Below are 16,257 nucleotides of genomic sequence, written 5' to 3'. Positions count from 1 at the left end.
CCGGGGTGGTGTCCTGTACGGCCGGGCGGGTCATGCGGCCCTCCCCTCGAAGCGGCGTTGCAGGCGGCGGCCGACCACGGTCACGCAGACGACGGTCAGGGTGACGGCCAGGCCGGGGAACAGCGCCTCCCACCAGGCGACCCGCAGGTAGTTGCGGGCCTCGGAGAGCATCGCGCCCCATTCGGCGGCGGGCGGCTGCGGCCCCATGCCGAGGAAGCTGAGCCCCGAGGCGGCGACGATCGCCTGGCCGAGCCCGAGGGTGGCCAGGACCGGGATGGGGCCCAGGGCGTTCGGGAGCACGTGGCGGGCGACGATCCGGCCCCGGGAGTGGCCGAAGGTGACCGCCTGCTCCACGTACCCGGACCTGCGGACCACGAAGGTCTGGGCGCGCACCACCCGGGCGTACGTGGGGATCTGGGCGATGCCGATGGCGAACACCACGTTCACCGTGCCCGGGCCGGTGACGGCGACGACCAGGAGCGCGAGCAGCAGCTCGGGGAAGGTCGAGAGCACGTCGAACGCGCGGGCCAGCGCCTCGCCCGCCCACCGGTGCGCCAGCCCGGCGGCCAGGCCCAGCAGCACGCCGGCCGTCACGGCGACGGCGGTGGCCAGGACGCCGATGCTGAGCGAGTGCCGCGCCCCGTGGACGACCCGGGCCAGCACGTCGCGGCCCAGGTGGTCGGTGCCCAGCAGATGCCCGGCGCCGGGGGGCGCCAGCGCGCGCAGCGGGTCGGCGGCGAGCGGGTCGGCGCCGGCTACGAGGCCGGGGGCGGCGACGGCCACGGCCAGGACGGCGAGGAAGAGGATCGGGAGGAAGAGGGCCGGGAGGACCAGCGGGGCGCGGGTGGGGCGAGGCGGGGCGGCGTCCGCGGCGGCGGTCATCACGTGCTCCTCAGTCGCGGGTCGATGAGGCGGTAGGCCAGGTCCAGCAGCGTGCTGACGGTCACGTACACCCCCGCCGACAGGATGACCACGGCCATGACGACCGGCATGTCCTTGCCCGTGACCGCCTGCATCGTGACCTGGCCGAGCCCGGGCCGGCCGAACAGCGCCTCGGTGATGACGGCCCCGCCCAGCAGCACGCCGACGAACCAGCCGGTCAGCGTCACGGTGGGGAGGGCGGCGTGCCGGAGCGCGTGCCGGGCCACCAGGGCGCGCTCGGTGAGCCCGCGCGAGCGGGCCGTGACCGCGAACGGCTGCTCCAGCGCCCGTTCCAGCCCCTCGCGCAGCACCTGCCCCAGCACCCCGGCGATCGGCAGCCCGAGAGCCAGGGCCGGCAGGACCAGCGCCGACAGGTCCCGCGCCCCCGAGACGGGGAACCAGCCCAGCGAGAACGAGAACACGACCAGGAGCAGCATGCCGATGACGAACTGCGGCACGGACACCGACACCAGCTCGGCGGCGGAGGCGAGGCGGCGCGGCCACCGTGACCGGCCCGCGGTGAGCAGGGCGATCACGACGGCCAGCGCGACGCCGGCGCCGGCCGCGGCGAGGGTGAGCTGCGCCGTGGGCCACACCTGCGTGGCCAGCACCTCGCCGACGCCCCGCTGGAGCTGGTACGACCGGCCGAGGTCGCCGTGGAGGAGGCGGCCGAGGTAGGCGAGGTACTGGACCACCTCGGGGCGGTCCAGGCCCCACTCGGCGACGATCCTCGCCCTGATCTCGGGGGTGTCGGGGCCGTCGCCGACGAGGATGTCCACGGTGTCGCCGGGGGCCAGCCAGAGCGCCAGGTAGGAGACGGTCGCGGCGGCCCACAGCACGGCCACGGCCGACCCGATCCGCAGCACCGCCCGCAGGGCCGCCACCCGTAACGGATTCAAGAGGGGGGTCACGGGGTGATCCGGACGTCGTAGGCGCTCTTCGGGGTGCCCGAGACCGGGTCGAAGCCGAGCCCGCCGACGCTGCGCCGGGCGGCGAGCTGGTCCGACGGCACGTAGATCGGGAAGGCGATCGCGTTCTCGGCGACCACGGCCCGCTGGACCTTCGCGTACAGGGCGGTCCGGGTCTTGACGTCGGACACGCGCGACGCCCGCGTGAGCCAGGTGTCGATCGAGGCGTCGGAGAAGTGGGTGCGGTTGATGGGCGCCTGCCTGGCCAGGATGAGGTTGAGCGCCGCGCCGGCGTCGGTGTCGCCGCGGGAGTTCTCGAACACCTCGTACTCGTCGCGGTCCAGCGCCTGCTGCGCCGAGCCCTGGTCCACGATCCTGATCTGGAAGTCGATCCCGGCGTTCTGCTTGACCTGGGCCTGGATGGCCTGGGCGAGGATCTCGCGCCGGTCGCGGACGAACGGCGCCGCGGAGACCGTGCGGACCGTCAGCCTCTTCCCGTCCCTGGTGCGGAACCCCTGGGCGTCGCGGGTGGTCCAGCCGGCCTGGTCGAGCAGGGCGTTGGCCTTGGCGGTGTCGCCCCCGTACGTCCGCTCCAGCGAGGCGTCGTAGAACGGGCCGGCCTTGCCCACGACGCTCCACGCGCGGGTGGCCTGTCCCCGGTAGACGGAGGCGAGCACGGCGTCGAGGTCCACGGCCTCGCGGAACGCCTCCCGCACCCGCTTGTCGTCGAAGGGGGCGTGGCCGGTGTTGAAGTAGTAGGTGTAGGCGGAGCCGGAGTTGAGCGCGGTCTGGAAGGCGAGGTCCGGGTCCTTCTTGACCAGGTCCACCTCGGTGGCCGGGACGCCCTCGATGACCTCGGCCTGGCCGGAGGTCAGGGCGCCGACCCGGACGGCCGACTCGGGCAGGAACCGGTAGGTGACCTCGGCCAGGTGGGCGGGCCCCTGGTGCGCGGCCGTGGGGGGCGCCCAGGCGTAGGCGGGGTTGCGCCGGTAGTGGACCTCCTGGCCCTGGACGTACCGGTCCAGGATGAAGGGTCCGGTGCCGACGAGGTCGGGGCCGCCGGCCTTGAGGTTCTTGGCGGTCCTGAGCGACTTGGGGGAGACCTGCCCGCCGTACGGCGAGGCGAGGAAGTCGAGGAAGAGCGCGTCGGGCCGCTTGAGGTGGACCTTCAGCTCGGCCGGGGACACCACCTCGACCCGTTCCAAGGCGCTGAGCTGGATCGACGCCACGGTCGGGTTGTAGCCGGGGACGCGGAACCGGTCGAGGTTGGCCTTGACGGCCGCGGCGTCGAACTTCTCCCCGTCGTGGAACGTCACGCCCTCCCTCAGGTGGAAGGTGTAGGTGCGGCCGTCGGCCGACACCTCCCAGGAGCGGGCCAGCCAGGGCGCGAACGAGCCGTCCTCACCCCGGGACAGCAGCGCGTCGAACTGGTTCCACACGAGCAGGCGGGCCTTGTTCTGCGCCCACAGGTGCGGGTTGAAGGTGACCGGCTGCGTCTCGACGGCCCAGGTGAGGCTGCCGCCGTCGGCGGCCGCGGCCGTCTCGCGGGGCGCGCCGCCGCACGCGGTCACCGTCAGCGACGCGGCGACCAGCAGGGGAAGCGTCCTGCGGAGGTGCTTCACGGGTGTTCCCTTCACGACGGGGGATGGGCGAGGAAACGGCCGAACCGGCCCTGGTGGTAGAGGAGGGGACGGCTCTCGCCGTGCACCGTGGCCTCGGCGACGAGGCCGACGACGAGCACGTGGTCGCCCACGTGCGAGGTGTCGTACGGCAGGCAGATCAGGTGGGCGGACACGTCCTGGAGCAGCGGCGCGCCGAGCGGGCCCGGCCGCCACCGGGTGGGCTCGGCGAAGCGGTCGACGTTCTTGCGGGCGAACCGGGCGGCCAGCTCCGCCTGGTCGCCGGCCAGGATGTTCACCGCGAAGTGGCCGGCGGTGCGCAGCCAGGGCCAGGTGGTGGAGGAACGATCGACGTAGAAGGAGACGAGCGGCGGGTCGAGGCTGACGGACGAGAACGACGTCGCGGTCAGCCCCACGGGGACGCCCTCGCTCCGCGCGGTGATCACGACGACGCCGGCGGCGTGGACGGCCAGCGCCTCCTTGAACCGGTCCGCGTCCACCGCCTCGGCCTGTGCCCGGCCGTGCAGCGTCTCCGTCATGCCGCCGTTCCTTCCGTGCGGGCGTCCAGCTCGTGCCAGGCGGCGGCGAGCAGCTCGTACGAGCGGACCCGCTCGGCGTGGCCGTGGGCGATGGTGGTGATGAGCAGCTCGTCGGCGCCGGTGACGCGGCGCAGCACGTCCAGCCGCTCGGCGACCCGCTCGGGGGTGCCGACGAAGCGGGTGTCGATCCGGTCCTGGACGAGCGCCCGCTCCTCGTCGCTCCAGGTGTGCGCGCGGGCCTGGCCGGTCGTCGGGTACGGCGGGGCGCCCGCCCCGGTGCGGATGTCGCGCACCCACAGCCCGTACGGCTCGGCCAGCTCGGCGGCGGTGTCGTCGTCGGGCGCCACCAGCACGTCCGCCGAGACGATCACGTACGGCTCGGCCAGCGCCGCCGACGGCTTGAACGCCTCCCGGTAGCCGGCCACGGCCTCCAGCACCGTCGCCGGGCTGACGTGGTAGTTGGCCGCGAAGGGCAGGCCGCGCTCGCCCGCCACCCGGGCGCTCTCGCCGCCGCTGCTGCCGAGGATCCACACCTCCACGTCGGCTCCCTCGCCCGGCACGGCGTGGACGGTCCAGCCCTCCGGCGCCCGGTACTCGCCGTGGAGGAAGGCGAGGATGTCGTCCACCTGGTCGGCGAAGGCCGGGGCGTGGCCGCCGGGCTGCCACAGCAGCGACGCCTGGAAGGCCAGGCGGGGCGAGGCGATCAGCCGGGTGGGGTCGAAGGGCGGCGGGATGAGCAGCCCGTCCACGACGTGGCCGGCGCGGGTGACCGGCTCACGGGGCGTTCCGGGGGTCTTCTCGGACGACGGTCCGCGGTGGCCGGAGCGGCCGAGGCCGAGATCGACGCGGCCCGGGTGCAGCGCCTCGATCAGGCCGAACTGCTCGACCAGTGCCAGCGGCGTCTGGTGCCCTAGCTGGACGGCGCCGGAGCCGACCCTGATGCGGCTGGTGGCGGCGGCCACGAGTCCGATGAGCACGGCGGGCGCCGAGCCGGCCACCCCGGCGGCGAGGTGGTGCTCGGCCAGCCAGTACCGGTGGTAGCCGAGCTCGTCGGCCCGCCGGGCCAGGTCGAGGGTGTTGCGCAGCGCGTCGGCGGCGCTCCCGCCGGACGGGATGGGTGACAGGTCGAGGACGGACAGCGGGGTCGTCATGCGCGTGCCTCCGGGAAGGGCCGGCTGGGGATCTCCTTGCGCAGCACGGGCGCGATCTCGGCCTGGAAGAGCTCCATCGCCTCGCGGTGCTGCTTGTCGGTCAGGCCGTCGGCGTCGGCGTGCAGGTGCATGACCTCGTGGCCGAAACGCCTGTGGTAGCGGTGGACCTTGTCGATGATCTGCTGCGGGCTGCCGACGAGGATGGAGCCGCGTTCGACGGCGTCCTCCAGCGAGTGGAAGACGGGCCGCACCCCGTGCTTCTCGGACAGGGCGCGGCGGGCGTCGAAGATGGGGCGGTAGGTCTCGATGGCCTCCTGGGAGGTGCGGGCGGCGTAGTAGCCGGCGGTGCCGGCTCCGACGAGCGCGTCGGCGGGGTCGTGGCCGTGGTGGGCCCAGCGTTCGCGGTAGTGGTCGATCAGCTCCGCGTACGGCTCGATGGGGTTGGTGACGTTGGCCGAGAACAGCGGATCGCCGTACTTGGCGGCCAGCTCGACGGAGTCCTTGCTGGTGGCGCTGCCGTGCCAGACGCGGATCGGCCGCTGGAGCGGGCGGGGCCAGGTCTCGGCGTCGGTGAGCGACGGGCGGAAGCGGCCCTCCCAGGTGACCTTGTCCTCGCGCCACAGCCGCCGGAACAGCTCGTAGCCCTCCTGGTTGCGCGCCCACTGGTCCTCGGGGGTGACGTGGAAGAGCTGGGCCTGGGCGGCGCCGTTGCCCTTGCCGATGATCAGTTCGAGGCGGCCTCCGGACAGGTGGTCGAGGGTGGCGTAGTCCTCGTAGGCACGGACGGGGTCGAGCAGGCTGAGGGTGGTGACGGCGGTGAACAGGCGGATGGTGGAGGTGTGGGCGGCGATGTGGCTCAGCACGACCGGCGGCGAGGACGAGATGAACGGCCGCTCGTGCCGCTCCCCCACGCCGAACCCGTCGAAGCCGAGCTCCTCGGCGAGCACGGCGTTGGCGACCACCTCGCGGAACCGCTCGGTGGCGGACTTCCGGCCGTCGTACGTGATCAGGGTGATCAGCAGGAACTTCATCGTGCCCCCACGGGCTCGTAGCGGTCGGGCTCGTAGCGGTCGGCCGGCGGCGGCCCCTCGGGATCGCCACCGTATTACCTATAAAAACTGTAGGAAAACTAGGTTTCAAGGTCAACCCCTTTGTCCCTTTTTGTCGGCGACCCTTTCGTCGGGCACGGGGCCGGGGCGGGCGCGACAGGGCGGGGCCGGGCCGGCATGTGACCATGGAGGTATGGCGGAGACGATGACCGCGTGGGTGGTGGCGCGGCCCGGGCCCATGGCCACGGGACCGCTGGAGCGCGTGCGGACGGCCGTGCCCGCACCCGGCCCCGGCGAGGTGCTCGTCAAGGTCGAGGTGTGCGCCGTCTGCCGTACCGACCTGCACCTCGCGGAGGGCGACCTGACGCCGCGACGTCCGCGCACGGTCCCCGGGCACGAGGTCGTGGGCCGCGTCGCGGGCCGCGGCCCCGGGGCGGACCTGCCCGACGGCGCCCGCGTGGGCGTGGCCTGGCTGCGCTCGGCCTGCGGCACCTGCCGCTACTGCGTCCGCGGCGCCGAGAACCTCTGCCCGTACTCCCGCTACACCGGCTGGGACGCCGACGGGGGCTACGCCGAGTACCTGACCGCTCCCCAGGACTTCGTCCACCCACTGCCCGCCGATCCTCCGGCCGAGAAGCTGGCGCCCCTGCTCTGCGCGGGCATCATCGGCTACCGGGCGCTGCTGCGCGCCGAGCTGCCGGCCGGCGGGCGCCTCGGGGTGTACGGGTTCGGCGCCTCGGCCCACCTGACCGCCCAGGTGGCCATCGCCCGGGGCGCGACCGTGCACGTGCTGACCCGCGCCGCGCAGGCCCGGCGGCTGGCGCTGGAGCTGGGCGCCGCCTCGGCGGGCGACGCCTACGACGCGCCGCCGGAGCCGCTGGACGCCGCCATCCTGTTCGCGCCCGTGGGCGACCTGGTACCGGTCGCGCTGGCCGCCCTGGACCGCGGCGGCACGCTCGCGGTGGCCGGGATCCACCTGACCGACATCCCGTCCCTGAACTACCAGGAGCACCTGTTCCAGGAGCGCACCCTGCGCAGCGTCACCGCGAACACGCGCGCCGACGGCCGCGCCCTGCTGGAGCACGCCGCGCGCAGCCCGCTGCACGTCACCACGGTCCCGTACGGGCTGGACGAGGCCGGGCAGGCCCTCGCCGACCTGGCGGCCGACCGCGTCACCGGGGCCGCCGTCCTGCACATGGACGCCTGAGCGAGGCCGGGAAGGGCTCCGGGCGCCGCCGTCTCACCCCCTGCGCAGCGTGGCGTCGGCCATCATCCGGGCGAACTCCTGGGGCGAGCCGGCCGCCGCCCACATCGCCCGCTGCCGCGCGGCGCCGGTCCCCCGCTCCCGGAAGCGCTGGAGCAGCCCGGCGATCGGGCCGGGATCGGCGACGCGGTCCAGCAGCGTGGCGAGCATCCGCTCGTGGCTCACCACCCGGCCCGTGTACGGGTCGCGAGTGAGGGCGCCCAGCCCGTGGCGGGCGGCGGCGTTCAGCGCGGCGGCGACGCGCATGTCGCCGATGCGCCGGATCGGCTCGCCCGCCCGCAGCTCGGCCAGGGCGAGGCCGACCAGCGTCCGCGCCAGACCGGTCACGAGGACGGTGTCGTCGATCGACAGGCCGGTGTCCATGACGCGCAGCTCAACCGTCGGATAGCGGCACGACAGCCGGGCGTGGAAGTAGACGCCGCGCTCGTCGATCGCCTTCCCCCGGCGGATCAGCCGGCACACCGCCGCGTCGTAGTCGGCGGCCGATCGCCACACCCGGGGCGCCATGGCCGAGGGCCAGCGCGTCCAGCGTTTGTACCTCGTGCTCTCCCACCCGGTGTCGTGGCCGTTCGCGATCGGCGAGTTGGCGCTGACCGCGAGCAGCGTGGCCAGCCACGGCCGCATCCGGGTCAGCACCTGCACGCCCACCTCGCGCGACGGTATGCCGACGTGGACGTGACAGCCGCAGGTGCCGGTGCGGGCCAGCAGCCGGCCGAAGCGCCTGTCCAGCTCGCGGTAACGCGGGTCGGGCGTCACGGCGGGCCCGCCGGGAAGGCGCTGCGGCGCGACCCCGGAGGCCAGGAGCAGGCAGCCCGCCTCGGCCGCGGCGGCGGCGGCGCGGCGGCGCAACTCCAGGAGCTGGCCGCCCGCCTCCTCGGGACAGCCGCACACGCCGGTGACCGTTTCGAGCTGGTAGCGCATGACTTCGGTCTTGACCCGCTCGTCGCCGAGCAGGCCGGTGATCTCGGGGCCGCACAGGGAGAGGTCGCCGCCTGCACGGTTCACGAGGAGGAACTCCTCCTCCACACCCATCGTGAGCGTCCGGGTCGCGACTCCGACCGCCTCGGAGGTGATGACCACGTGCCCACCTCCTCGCCATCACTAGCTACGCGCACAGAGGGGGTCGTCCGTGGTTCTACCCACCTGAGTTTTCTGTCACCCTTCGTGCGGGTTTGCCTGGGCGGACCCCTCGAAAGACCGGACCGAATCCGTGAGGCCGCGGCGGTCAGGGGTACGTGCGGGGTTCGGACAAGACCAGAGACACGACACCAGAGACCACGAGGGGGACGCAGTGACGCAGCACACTCCGGAGCACGACCCGCGCTCGCGGTTCGAGGACGAGGGCATCCCGGACCTCCAGGACGGCACTCCCGAGCAGCAGTGGGCGGTGGACCCGCAGGAGGCGCCGCTGCCCGGCGACCGGCCGATCGGGGTGGACGAGCACGGGACGACGATCGACGAGCAGATCCAGGGCGAGTCGCTGGACGGCCGCCTGAGCCGCGAGGTGCCCGACGACCAGCCGCTGTACGAGGTGGACGGTCCGGCGACCGTACGCGACGAGACCGCCGGGGACGACGACGAGCGGGTGACCGAGGACGGCGGGCTGGGCGTCGGCTCGGACCTCGACACCGACTTCCAGCCGGACGACGACGTGGACCCCTCCTGGCAGGCGCAGCCGGAGGAGCCCTCCGGCGCCGTCTGGGACGACCCGCGACCGGCGGGCCGGCTGGTAGCACCCGACGAGGGCGTCCGCGGGGACGTCGAGCCGGACGAGGTGGCCCGGGAGGTCGGCCCGGACGCGGGCGGCTTCACCGCCGAGGAGGCCGCCATGCGCGTGGAGCCCGAGTGAGCCTGCCCCGGAGCGGCCCCGGAGCGGCCCCGGAGCGGCGCTGCCAGTGGACAACACGACCTGACCTGTGAGGAGCGCACATGACCAGGGAAGAGGACAAGGGCACCACCTTCGACGGTGACCTGCACAACATGGGAGGCGACATCGGCCCCGCCTCCATCCGCGGCTCCAACCCGGGCCCCGGCGGCAAGCCGCGCGACGACGCCGAGCCGAAGAGCGGCTACGCCGAGCCCATGGGGTACGTCACGGGCCGCGACGACGAGTGGGGCGTGACGGCCGGCTCCGGCGAGAAGTCCGTGGCGGCGCGCACGGACGAGATCGAGGACCACCTGGAGACGGCGGGACCCAGCCCGCACCCGATGCCGCCCGGCGCGGTCGAGCAGCAGGGCCACGACGGGCACCCGGAGTTCCGGGTCGAGGGGCCGGTGGACGAGGCCACCCACGGGGTGGTCGAGGACGACGTCGTCAAGCGCCCGGCGACGGCCCGGCAGCCGGAGCAGGGGCACGTGACGGGCGACCTGGACTGGTCCGCCTCGGACGCGGACGACCCCGACGGCGGCTCCGGCCGCACGGACGCGGACGACGGCGGCTACCTGCCCGGCGAGGGCACCGGCCGCCCGTACGACACCTGACACGACGACGTGGCATGGCAGGGCCTGACCCGGCACCTGCACGCGGGCGCCGCGCTCAGAGGCGGTCGAGGATGCGCCGCATCTGGTCGATCTCATCCCGTTGCGACGACTCGATGCTTCGGGCGAGCTGCTTGGCGCCGGCGTTCAGGCCCTGCCGCTGCTCGGTCTGGGCCATCTCGACCGCCCCCTTGTGGTGCTCGATCATCAGCCGCGTGAACTCCTTGTCGAAGATCTCGCCGCTGACCGCTTCGAGGTCCTCCATGTCGTCGGCGGACATCATGCCGGGCATGCGGTGCCTCATGTGCCCGCCGGCGGACTCCGGCTCACCCCACTCGTGAAGCCAGCCGCTCATGGCGGCGATCTCCGGCTCCTGAGCGGCCTTGATGCGCTCGGCCAGCTTCCTGACCTCGGGGTCCTCGGCGCGGGTGGCGGCCAGGTCGGCCATCTCGACGGCCTGCCGGTGATGCGGGATCATCATCCGCGCGAACATCACGTCGGCGTCGTCGTGCTCGCCGGAGGGCTGGGCGCTGGTCTGCCGGGCGGCCGGCACGGGCGCGTCGGCCTCCGCTGCGGGAGCGGCGGCCTCGTCTCCGGTCCCGCCGCAGGCGGTGAGCAGCGCGAGAGCGGCGGCCGCGACGGTCGCGGCGCGGGCGGTCGTACGGTGGGCGAACATGCGGTGGGCGAACATGCGGTGGGCGAGCATGCGGTGGGCGAGCATGGCGATGTCACTCCCGGCGATGGACTGTGCGTTGACCGTAATCGTGGGAGTGATCGGCCCGTGCGCGCGGCACCGACACGCGGGCGGTCCGGAGACCGAGCCCCGCCTGACCCGCGCCTGACCGGGAACAGAGCCGAGGCGGCCGGGACTCTCTCGTCACCGGCCGCCTCGGCCGCTCTCGGGCGGCTGCGCTTCGATCACTTGAACCCGCGCAGCCGCAGGCTGTTGCTGACCACGAAGACGCTGGAGAACGCCATCGCGGCACCGGCGATCATGGGGTTGAGCAACCCCATGGCGGCCAGCGGCAGGGCGGCCACGTTGTAGGCGAACGCCCAGAACAGGTTCCCCTTGATCGTACGCAACGTCCGCCGCGACAGCCGGATGGCGTCCGCCGCCACGCGGAGGTCGCCCCGCACGAGCGTGAGATCGGACGCCTCGATGGCCACGTCCGTGCCGGTGCCCATGGCCAGGCCCAGGTCGGCCTGGGCGAGCGCGGCGGCGTCGTTGACCCCGTCGCCGACCATGGCCACCGACCTGCCCTCGGACTGGAGCCGCTTGACGACGTCCACCTTGTCCTGGGGCAGCACCTCGGCGATGACCTCGTCGATGCCGACCTCGGCGGCCACGCTCCGCGCGACGGCATCGTTGTCGCCGGTCAGCAGCACCGGCCTCAGGCCGAGCGCCCGCAGCCGCCGGATCGCCTCGGCCGAGGTGGGCTTGACCACGTCGGCCACGACGAGCACCGCGCGGGCCTTGCCGTCCCATCCGACCGCCACGGCCGTGCGGCCGGCCTCCTGCGCCTTGTCCAGCGCCCGCTCCAGGTCCGGCGGCAGGTGCTGCGACCACTCGGCCAGCAGCCGGGGCCGGCCGACGAGCACGGCGTGCCCGTCCACGATCCCCTGCACGCCCAGGCCCTCGACGTTCGCGAAGTCCTCGGGCACGGGCAGCTCGCCGGCCTGCTCGGCCGCGCCCCGGGCGACGGCCCGGGCGATGGGGTGCTCGGAGGCGTTCTCCAGGGCGCCGGCCAGGCGCAGCACCTCGGTCTCGTCCTCGCCGTCGCCGACGTGCGTCTCGACCAGCGTCATGCGGCCCTCGGTGACGGTGCCGGTCTTGTCCAGGACGACGGTGTCCACCCGCCGGGTCGACTCCAGCACCTCAGGCCCCTTGATGAGGATGCCGAGCTGGGCGCCCCGGCCCGTGCCGACCAGCAGCGCGGTCGGGGTGGCGAGGCCCAGGGCGCACGGGCAGGCGATGATGAGCACGGCCACCGCGGCGGTGAAGGCCGCCGCCGGGCCCGCGCCCGCGCCGAGCCAGAAGCCGAGCGTGCCCAGCGACAGCGCGATCACGATGGGCACGAACACGCCGGAGATCCGGTCGGCCAGCCGCTGCACCTGCGCCTTGCCGGTCTGGGCCTCCTCCACGAGCCTGGCCATCTGGGCGAGCTGGGTGTCGGAGCCGACCCGGGTGGCGCGCACGACCAGCCGGCCGCCCGCGTTGACGGTGGCGCCGGTGACCGCGTCGCCCGGCCGTACCTCGACCGGGACGGACTCCCCCGTCAGCATCGAGGCGTCGACCGCGGAGGTGCCCTCGTCGACCACGCCGTCCGTGGCGATCTTCTCGCCCGGTCGGACCACGAACCGGTCGCCTGCGGCCAGCCGCGAGATCGGGACGCGCACCTCGGCGCCGTCGCGCAGCACGGCCACGTCCTTGGCGCCCAGCTCCATCAGCGCCCGCAGCGCCGCCCCGGCCCGCCGCTTGGAGCGGGCCTCGAAGTAGCGCCCGGCCAGGATGAACGCGGTCACCCCCGCCGCGGCCTCCAGGTAGATGTTGCCCGAGCCGTCGGTGCGGGCGATCGTCAGCTCGAACGGGTGCGTCATGCCGGGCACGCCGGCCGTGCCGAAGAACAGCGCCCACAGCGACCAGCCGAGCGCGGCCAGCGTGCCGAGGGAGACCAGCGTGTCCATCGTCGCCGCGCCGTGCCGCAGGTTGGTCCAGGCGGCCTTGTGGAACGGCCAGCCGGCGTAGACCACGACCGGCGCGGCCAGCGTGAGCGACAGCCACTGCCAGTTGGTGAACTGCAGCGGCGGCACCATCGCCATGGCGATCACCGGGACGCTCAGCACCACGGCGGTGATGAGCCGGGCCCGCAGCGGCGCGAGCTCGTCCTGGGCCGCTTCCGGCTCTCGCGGCTCGTCGGTCTCGGGCGCCGGTGGAGCGGGGAGCGCGGCGCTGTAGCCGGCCTTCTCCACCTCCGCGACCAGGACATGGGGGTCCAGCCCGTCGGGGAAGATGACCTTGGCCTTCTCCGTGGCGTAGTTGACCGTGGCGGTCACGCCGTCCAGCTTGTTCAGCTTGCGCTCGATGCGGTTGGCGCAGGACGCGCAGGTCATGCCACCGATCGACAACTCGACCGCGTCGTGCGGCCTCTCACCGGTGATGGGAGACTCCGTGATGGGAGACATCGCCTCTCCTTTCGTCGCGTCCCGCGCTCAGTGCGCGTGCTCGCCCTGGTCGGCGTGGTCACCCTCGCCGGCGCTCGGCGTGCTGCCGGGCTTGCCGCTCGGCATGGTGCTCGGCGTGGTGCTCGGCGCCGGCTGCGCGCCGGGCGGGCCGGCGTGCACGGTGAAGGCGGCGGTGCGGACCTGGCCCTGGTGCTGGAAGTCCAGGAACAGGCGGTACTCGCCGCCGCTCGGCGCCTCGGCGTAGAAGACGATCTCGGGGCCGGCCTTCGTGACGCCGTCGCCGGGCGCGCCCTCCGGGTGGACGTGCAGGTACGCCAGGTCGCCGCCGCGCAGGGCGACGAGGTGCCCGTACGCCCCCAGATACGGCTGCAGGTCGGTGACCGGCTCGCCGGCCTTGGTCACCCTGAGCGCCAGCCTGCTCGACCGGCCGGGGACCAGGTCGCCGGCCAGCTCGACCGTGTAGCCGTCCACGGTCGTCGTACGGCTCGCCGCGGGCAGCGGCCGGGGCGTGTAGCCGCCGGCCACGAACACGTCGGCGCCGAGGGTCAGCGCGGGGCCGCCGGCCGGCGCGAAGTCGGCGAAGGCCCGGTAGGCGCCCGCGGCGGGCAGCGTCAGCTTGACCGTCCAGACGCCGTCGGCCGACATCTCCGGATGGACGTGCTGGAACGTCGTCAGGTCGCGCGAGGCCACGATGAGGTGGAGCCGCTTGTCGTGGCGCACCTCGAAGCCGGTGACGTTGCGCCCGCCGGGACCCGTCACGGCGAAGCGGAAGTCGGTGGGCTCGCCGGGCCGGATCTCGCCGGTCAGCGGGACGAAGGTGTAGCCGCCCTCTGACACTTGAAGCCCCCCGGGGGTATCCGCCGCACCTGCCTGTGCCCCTGTGCCCCGGCCCTCACTGCCGTGGCCCTCACTGCTGTGACCTTCTCCGGTCTGCCCGGCGTGGGCGCCGGGGACCGCGGTCCCCGGCGTGCCCGTGTCACCCACGGCGCCGCCCACACCGAACGCCCCGCCGAACGCCACAGCCAGCCCCAGGGCGTACAGCCCGAGCCTGCCCGCCGTGTTCACGACGCACTCTCCACCGTGTAACCGGCCCCCTCGACGGCGGCCACGATGCGCTCCGGCTCGATCGGCTGCTCGCTGCCGACGGTCAGCAGCCCGCTCGCCAGGTCGACCTCGACACCCGTCACGCCGGGCACCTCGCCGACCTCCTCCTTCACCGAGCTGACGCAGTGGCCGCAGGTCATGCCCTTGACGGTGTAGGTAGCGGTGGTGGTGGCCATACCGAATCACTCCTCGATAACGTCGGTGGAAGAACGCTGAATCAAAAACGGAACTCGAAGCCGGGTCACGAGCGGACGAGCCGCGCGATCGCGTCGGACGCCTCCTTGACCTTGGCCTGCGCCTCGGGCCCGCCCTCGCGGGTGGCCTCGGCGACACAGTGGGCCAGGTGCTCCTCCAGCATGGAAAGAGCGAACGACTGGAGGGCGCTGGTGGCCGCCGACACCTGGGTCAGGACGTCGATGCAGTACTTGTCGTCCTCCACCATCCGCTGCAGCCCGCGGACCTGCCCCTCGATCCGGCGCAGCCGCCGGCTGTGGTCGTCCTTGCGTGCGGAGTATCCCGCCATGCCGATCCCCCTCTCCCTTGCTGTCACCCACTCTAACACGATACCCCCCTACCGTATTCCGACGGGGGTGCGGAACCTGCCGCGAGGGCTGTTACGGTTTGCGCGATGAGACGGCGCGCCGGACGTTACTCGTCCCTCCTCGACCGGTTCCACCACCCCGCACAGGTCATCGCCACCGGGTTCGGCGCGGCGATCGCCCTCGGCACGGGGCTGCTCTCGCTGCCCGTGGCCACCACGACCGGGGAGTCCGCCGGACTGGTGACGGCGCTGTTCACCGCGACCTCCGCCGTGTCCGTGACCGGGCTGGTGGTGGTGGACACCGCCTCCCACTGGTCCGTGTTCGGCGAGGTGGTGATCGCCGGACTGGTGCAGGCGGGCGGGCTGGGCATCATGACGCTGGCCACCCTGTTCACCGTGCTCGTCGCCGGACGGCTCGGACTGCGGGCGCGGCTGTTCGCCCAGGCCGAGACCAAGGCCCTCAGCATGGCCGAGGTGCGGCGGCTGGTGCGCAAGGTGGCGCTCTTCAGCCTCGCCTGCGAGGCCGTCATCGCCGTCGTGCTCACCGCCCGCTTCGTCGCCGGGTACGACGAGCCGCTGTCCCGGGCTCTCTACCTGGGCGCCTTCCACGCGGTGTCGGCGTTCAACAACGCCGGGTTCGGGCTGTGGCCGGACAGCCTGATGCGGTTCGTGGCCGACCCGTGGATCTGCCTGACGGTGGCCACGGCCGTGATCGTGGGCGGGCTCGGCTTCCCGGTCGTCTTCGAGCTGCTGCGCTCCTGGCGGCGGCCGAGCCGGTGGTCGATCATCACCCGCGTCACGGTCGGGGCGACGCTCATCCTGCTGGGGGCGGGCACGCTGGCGTACCTCACCACCGAGTGGCGCAACCCGGCGACGCTGGCCCCGCTGGACGACGGCGGCAAGCTGCTGGCGGCCTTCTTCACCTCCGTCATGGCGCGCTCGGCCGGCTTCAACAGCCTGGACATCGCCCAGATGCAGCCGTCGAGCTGGCTGGTGACCGAGGTGCTGATGTTCGTCGGCGGCGGCAGCGCGGGCACCGCGGGCGGGATCAAGGTGACCACGTTCGGGCTGCTGGCGTTCGTCATCTGGGCCGAGCTGCGGGGCGAGCGGCACGTCGCGGTCGGGCGGCGGCGGCTGCCCGAGTCGGCGCAGCGGCAGGCCGTGTCGATCTCGGCGATGGGCATGGCGCTCGTCGTCGTCTCGACGTACGTGCTGCTGGTCCTGACACCGCACGGTCTGGACCGGGTGCTGTTCGAGGTGGTGGCGGCCTTCGGCACGGCGGGGATGTCCACCGGCATCACCGCCGACGTGACGACCGCCGGGCACGTGCTGCTCGTGGCGCTCATGTTCGCCGGCCGGATCGGGCCGCTCACGCTGGGGTCGGCGCTGGCCCTGAAGGACCGTACCCGCCGCTACGAGCTGCCGGAGGAACGGGTGATCGTCGGCTGAGGATCTCCGCCCGCGGGTAGCCTCGCTATGAGAGCCGACACCTGATGGACG

Annotated in this window: 16 protein-coding genes; 4 read left to right on the top strand and 12 right to left on the bottom strand. The window is 73.7% G+C overall.

Translation table 11 applies throughout. The features are described from left to right. Positions 1 to 30: 30 nt before the first annotated feature. The 6 genes from ABZS51_RS02270 to ABZS51_RS02245 are packed head-to-tail and all read right to left on the bottom strand — an operon-like array spanning position 31 to position 6,169. Complete coding sequence (locus ABZS51_RS02270) at positions 31 to 882, bottom strand: ABC transporter permease (RefSeq protein WP_355435068.1); 852 nt, start codon at positions 880 to 882, stop codon at positions 31 to 33. Next, positions 882 to 1,832: an ABC transporter permease gene (locus tag ABZS51_RS02265; RefSeq protein ID WP_355435065.1), complete on the bottom strand. Its 951-nt coding sequence runs from the start codon at positions 1,830 to 1,832 to the stop codon at positions 882 to 884. Before ABZS51_RS02265 ends, ABZS51_RS02270 begins: the two co-directional genes overlap by 1 nt. Further along, positions 1,829 to 3,451 carry an ABC transporter substrate-binding protein gene (locus ABZS51_RS02260; RefSeq protein ID WP_355435063.1) on the bottom strand — a complete coding sequence of 541 codons (1,623 nt, stop codon included), beginning with the start codon at positions 3,449 to 3,451 and terminating at the stop codon, positions 1,829 to 1,831. The genes ABZS51_RS02265 and ABZS51_RS02260 overlap by 4 nt, the downstream gene beginning before the upstream one ends. 11 nt (positions 3,452 to 3,462) lie before the next feature. Continuing rightward, positions 3,463 to 3,987 (bottom strand): flavin reductase family protein, encoded by a 525-nt coding sequence (locus ABZS51_RS02255; RefSeq protein ID WP_355435060.1) that lies wholly within the window; start codon positions 3,985 to 3,987, stop codon positions 3,463 to 3,465. After that, complete coding sequence (locus ABZS51_RS02250; protein WP_355435057.1) at positions 3,984 to 5,138, bottom strand: LLM class flavin-dependent oxidoreductase; 1,155 nt, start codon at positions 5,136 to 5,138, stop codon at positions 3,984 to 3,986. Before ABZS51_RS02250 ends, ABZS51_RS02255 begins: the two co-directional genes overlap by 4 nt. Then, on the bottom strand, positions 5,135 to 6,169 hold the full coding sequence (locus ABZS51_RS02245; protein WP_355435054.1) for an LLM class flavin-dependent oxidoreductase: 1,035 nt from the start codon (positions 6,167 to 6,169) through the stop codon (positions 5,135 to 5,137). Before ABZS51_RS02245 ends, ABZS51_RS02250 begins: the two co-directional genes overlap by 4 nt. A 211-nt stretch (positions 6,170 to 6,380) precedes the next feature. On the opposite strand from ABZS51_RS02245, the gene ABZS51_RS02240 reads away from it, so the two are divergent. After that, the gene (locus ABZS51_RS02240) at positions 6,381 to 7,394 is read left to right on the top strand and encodes a zinc-binding alcohol dehydrogenase family protein (protein ID WP_355435051.1); all 1,014 of its coding nucleotides are present in this window, start codon (positions 6,381 to 6,383) and stop codon (positions 7,392 to 7,394) included. Positions 7,395 to 7,427: 33 nt separating this feature from the next. Here ABZS51_RS02240 and ABZS51_RS02235 read toward each other — a convergent pair whose 3' ends face one another. Beyond that, the gene (locus ABZS51_RS02235; RefSeq protein ID WP_355435048.1) at positions 7,428 to 8,531 is read right to left on the bottom strand and encodes a YbdK family carboxylate-amine ligase; all 1,104 of its coding nucleotides are present in this window, start codon (positions 8,529 to 8,531) and stop codon (positions 7,428 to 7,430) included. A 211-nt stretch (positions 8,532 to 8,742) separates the two neighbouring features. Between ABZS51_RS02235 and ABZS51_RS02230 the strand changes: the two genes are divergently transcribed. Together ABZS51_RS02230 and ABZS51_RS02225 are read left to right on the top strand one after the other, a co-directional pair. Next, a complete protein-coding gene (locus tag ABZS51_RS02230) occupies positions 8,743 to 9,300 on the top strand; it encodes a DUF5709 domain-containing protein (protein WP_355435045.1) in 558 nt (185 codons plus the stop codon). A gap of 80 nt (positions 9,301 to 9,380) precedes the next feature. Further along, positions 9,381 to 9,932, top strand: a complete 552-nt coding sequence (locus ABZS51_RS02225) for a hypothetical protein (RefSeq protein WP_355435042.1) — start codon at positions 9,381 to 9,383, stop codon at positions 9,930 to 9,932. A gap of 55 nt (positions 9,933 to 9,987) precedes the next feature. On the opposite strand, the gene ABZS51_RS02220 is transcribed toward ABZS51_RS02225, so the two are convergent. From ABZS51_RS02220 to ABZS51_RS02200, 5 genes are all read right to left on the bottom strand, one after another. After that, positions 9,988 to 10,650, bottom strand: coding sequence for a DUF305 domain-containing protein (locus ABZS51_RS02220; protein ID WP_355435039.1), 663 nt, complete (start codon positions 10,648 to 10,650; stop codon positions 9,988 to 9,990). Positions 10,651 to 10,847: 197 nt separating this feature from the next. Further along, the gene (locus ABZS51_RS02215; RefSeq protein ID WP_355435036.1) at positions 10,848 to 13,112 is read right to left on the bottom strand and encodes a heavy metal translocating P-type ATPase; all 2,265 of its coding nucleotides are present in this window, start codon (positions 13,110 to 13,112) and stop codon (positions 10,848 to 10,850) included. Between the two features lie 27 nt (positions 13,113 to 13,139). Beyond that, the gene (locus ABZS51_RS02210) at positions 13,140 to 14,177 is read right to left on the bottom strand and encodes a hypothetical protein (RefSeq protein ID WP_355435034.1); all 1,038 of its coding nucleotides are present in this window, start codon (positions 14,175 to 14,177) and stop codon (positions 13,140 to 13,142) included. After that, positions 14,174 to 14,392, bottom strand: coding sequence for a heavy-metal-associated domain-containing protein (locus ABZS51_RS02205; protein WP_355435031.1), 219 nt, complete (start codon positions 14,390 to 14,392; stop codon positions 14,174 to 14,176). Before ABZS51_RS02205 ends, ABZS51_RS02210 begins: the two co-directional genes overlap by 4 nt. A 65-nt stretch (positions 14,393 to 14,457) precedes the next feature. Next, on the bottom strand, positions 14,458 to 14,739 hold the full coding sequence (locus ABZS51_RS02200; protein WP_310706990.1) for a metal-sensitive transcriptional regulator: 282 nt from the start codon (positions 14,737 to 14,739) through the stop codon (positions 14,458 to 14,460). A 105-nt stretch (positions 14,740 to 14,844) separates the two neighbouring features. Between ABZS51_RS02200 and ABZS51_RS02195 the strand changes: the two genes are divergently transcribed. Next, complete coding sequence (locus ABZS51_RS02195) at positions 14,845 to 16,206, top strand: potassium transporter TrkG (RefSeq protein ID WP_355435028.1); 1,362 nt, start codon at positions 14,845 to 14,847, stop codon at positions 16,204 to 16,206. Positions 16,207 to 16,257 lie beyond the last annotated feature (51 nt).

It is taken from the genome of Nonomuraea sp. NPDC005501, from assembly GCF_040605905.1.
GTDB lineage: Bacteria > Actinomycetota > Actinomycetes > Streptosporangiales > Streptosporangiaceae > Nonomuraea.
Note: the sequence above shows the minus strand (reverse complement) of the source record. Positions and strands in the feature narration are given on the sequence as shown.

Bases quoted from the DNA above. Each gene is read 5' to 3' on its own strand.
- ABZS51_RS02270 (WP_355435068.1), bottom strand. From the start codon at position 882: ATGACCGCCGCCGCGGACGCCGCCCCGCCTCGCCCCACCCGCGCCCCG.
- ABZS51_RS02255 (WP_355435060.1), bottom strand. From the start codon at position 3,987: ATGACGGAGACGCTGCACGGCCGGGCACAGGCCGAGGCGGTGGACGCG.
- ABZS51_RS02250 (WP_355435057.1), bottom strand. From the start codon at position 5,138: ATGACGACCCCGCTGTCCGTCCTCGACCTGTCACCCATCCCGTCCGGC.
- ABZS51_RS02245 (WP_355435054.1), bottom strand. From the start codon at position 6,169: ATGAAGTTCCTGCTGATCACCCTGATCACGTACGACGGCCGGAAGTCC.
- ABZS51_RS02240 (WP_355435051.1), top strand. From the start codon at position 6,381: ATGGCGGAGACGATGACCGCGTGGGTGGTGGCGCGGCCCGGGCCCATG.
- ABZS51_RS02225 (WP_355435042.1), top strand. From the start codon at position 9,381: ATGACCAGGGAAGAGGACAAGGGCACCACCTTCGACGGTGACCTGCAC.
- ABZS51_RS02220 (WP_355435039.1), bottom strand. From the start codon at position 10,650: ATGCTCGCCCACCGCATGCTCGCCCACCGCATGTTCGCCCACCGCATG.
- ABZS51_RS02215 (WP_355435036.1), bottom strand. From the start codon at position 13,112: ATGTCTCCCATCACGGAGTCTCCCATCACCGGTGAGAGGCCGCACGAC.
- ABZS51_RS02205 (WP_355435031.1), bottom strand. From the start codon at position 14,392: ATGGCCACCACCACCGCTACCTACACCGTCAAGGGCATGACCTGCGGC.
- ABZS51_RS02200 (WP_310706990.1), bottom strand. From the start codon at position 14,739: ATGGCGGGATACTCCGCACGCAAGGACGACCACAGCCGGCGGCTGCGC.
- ABZS51_RS02195 (WP_355435028.1), top strand. From the start codon at position 14,845: ATGAGACGGCGCGCCGGACGTTACTCGTCCCTCCTCGACCGGTTCCAC.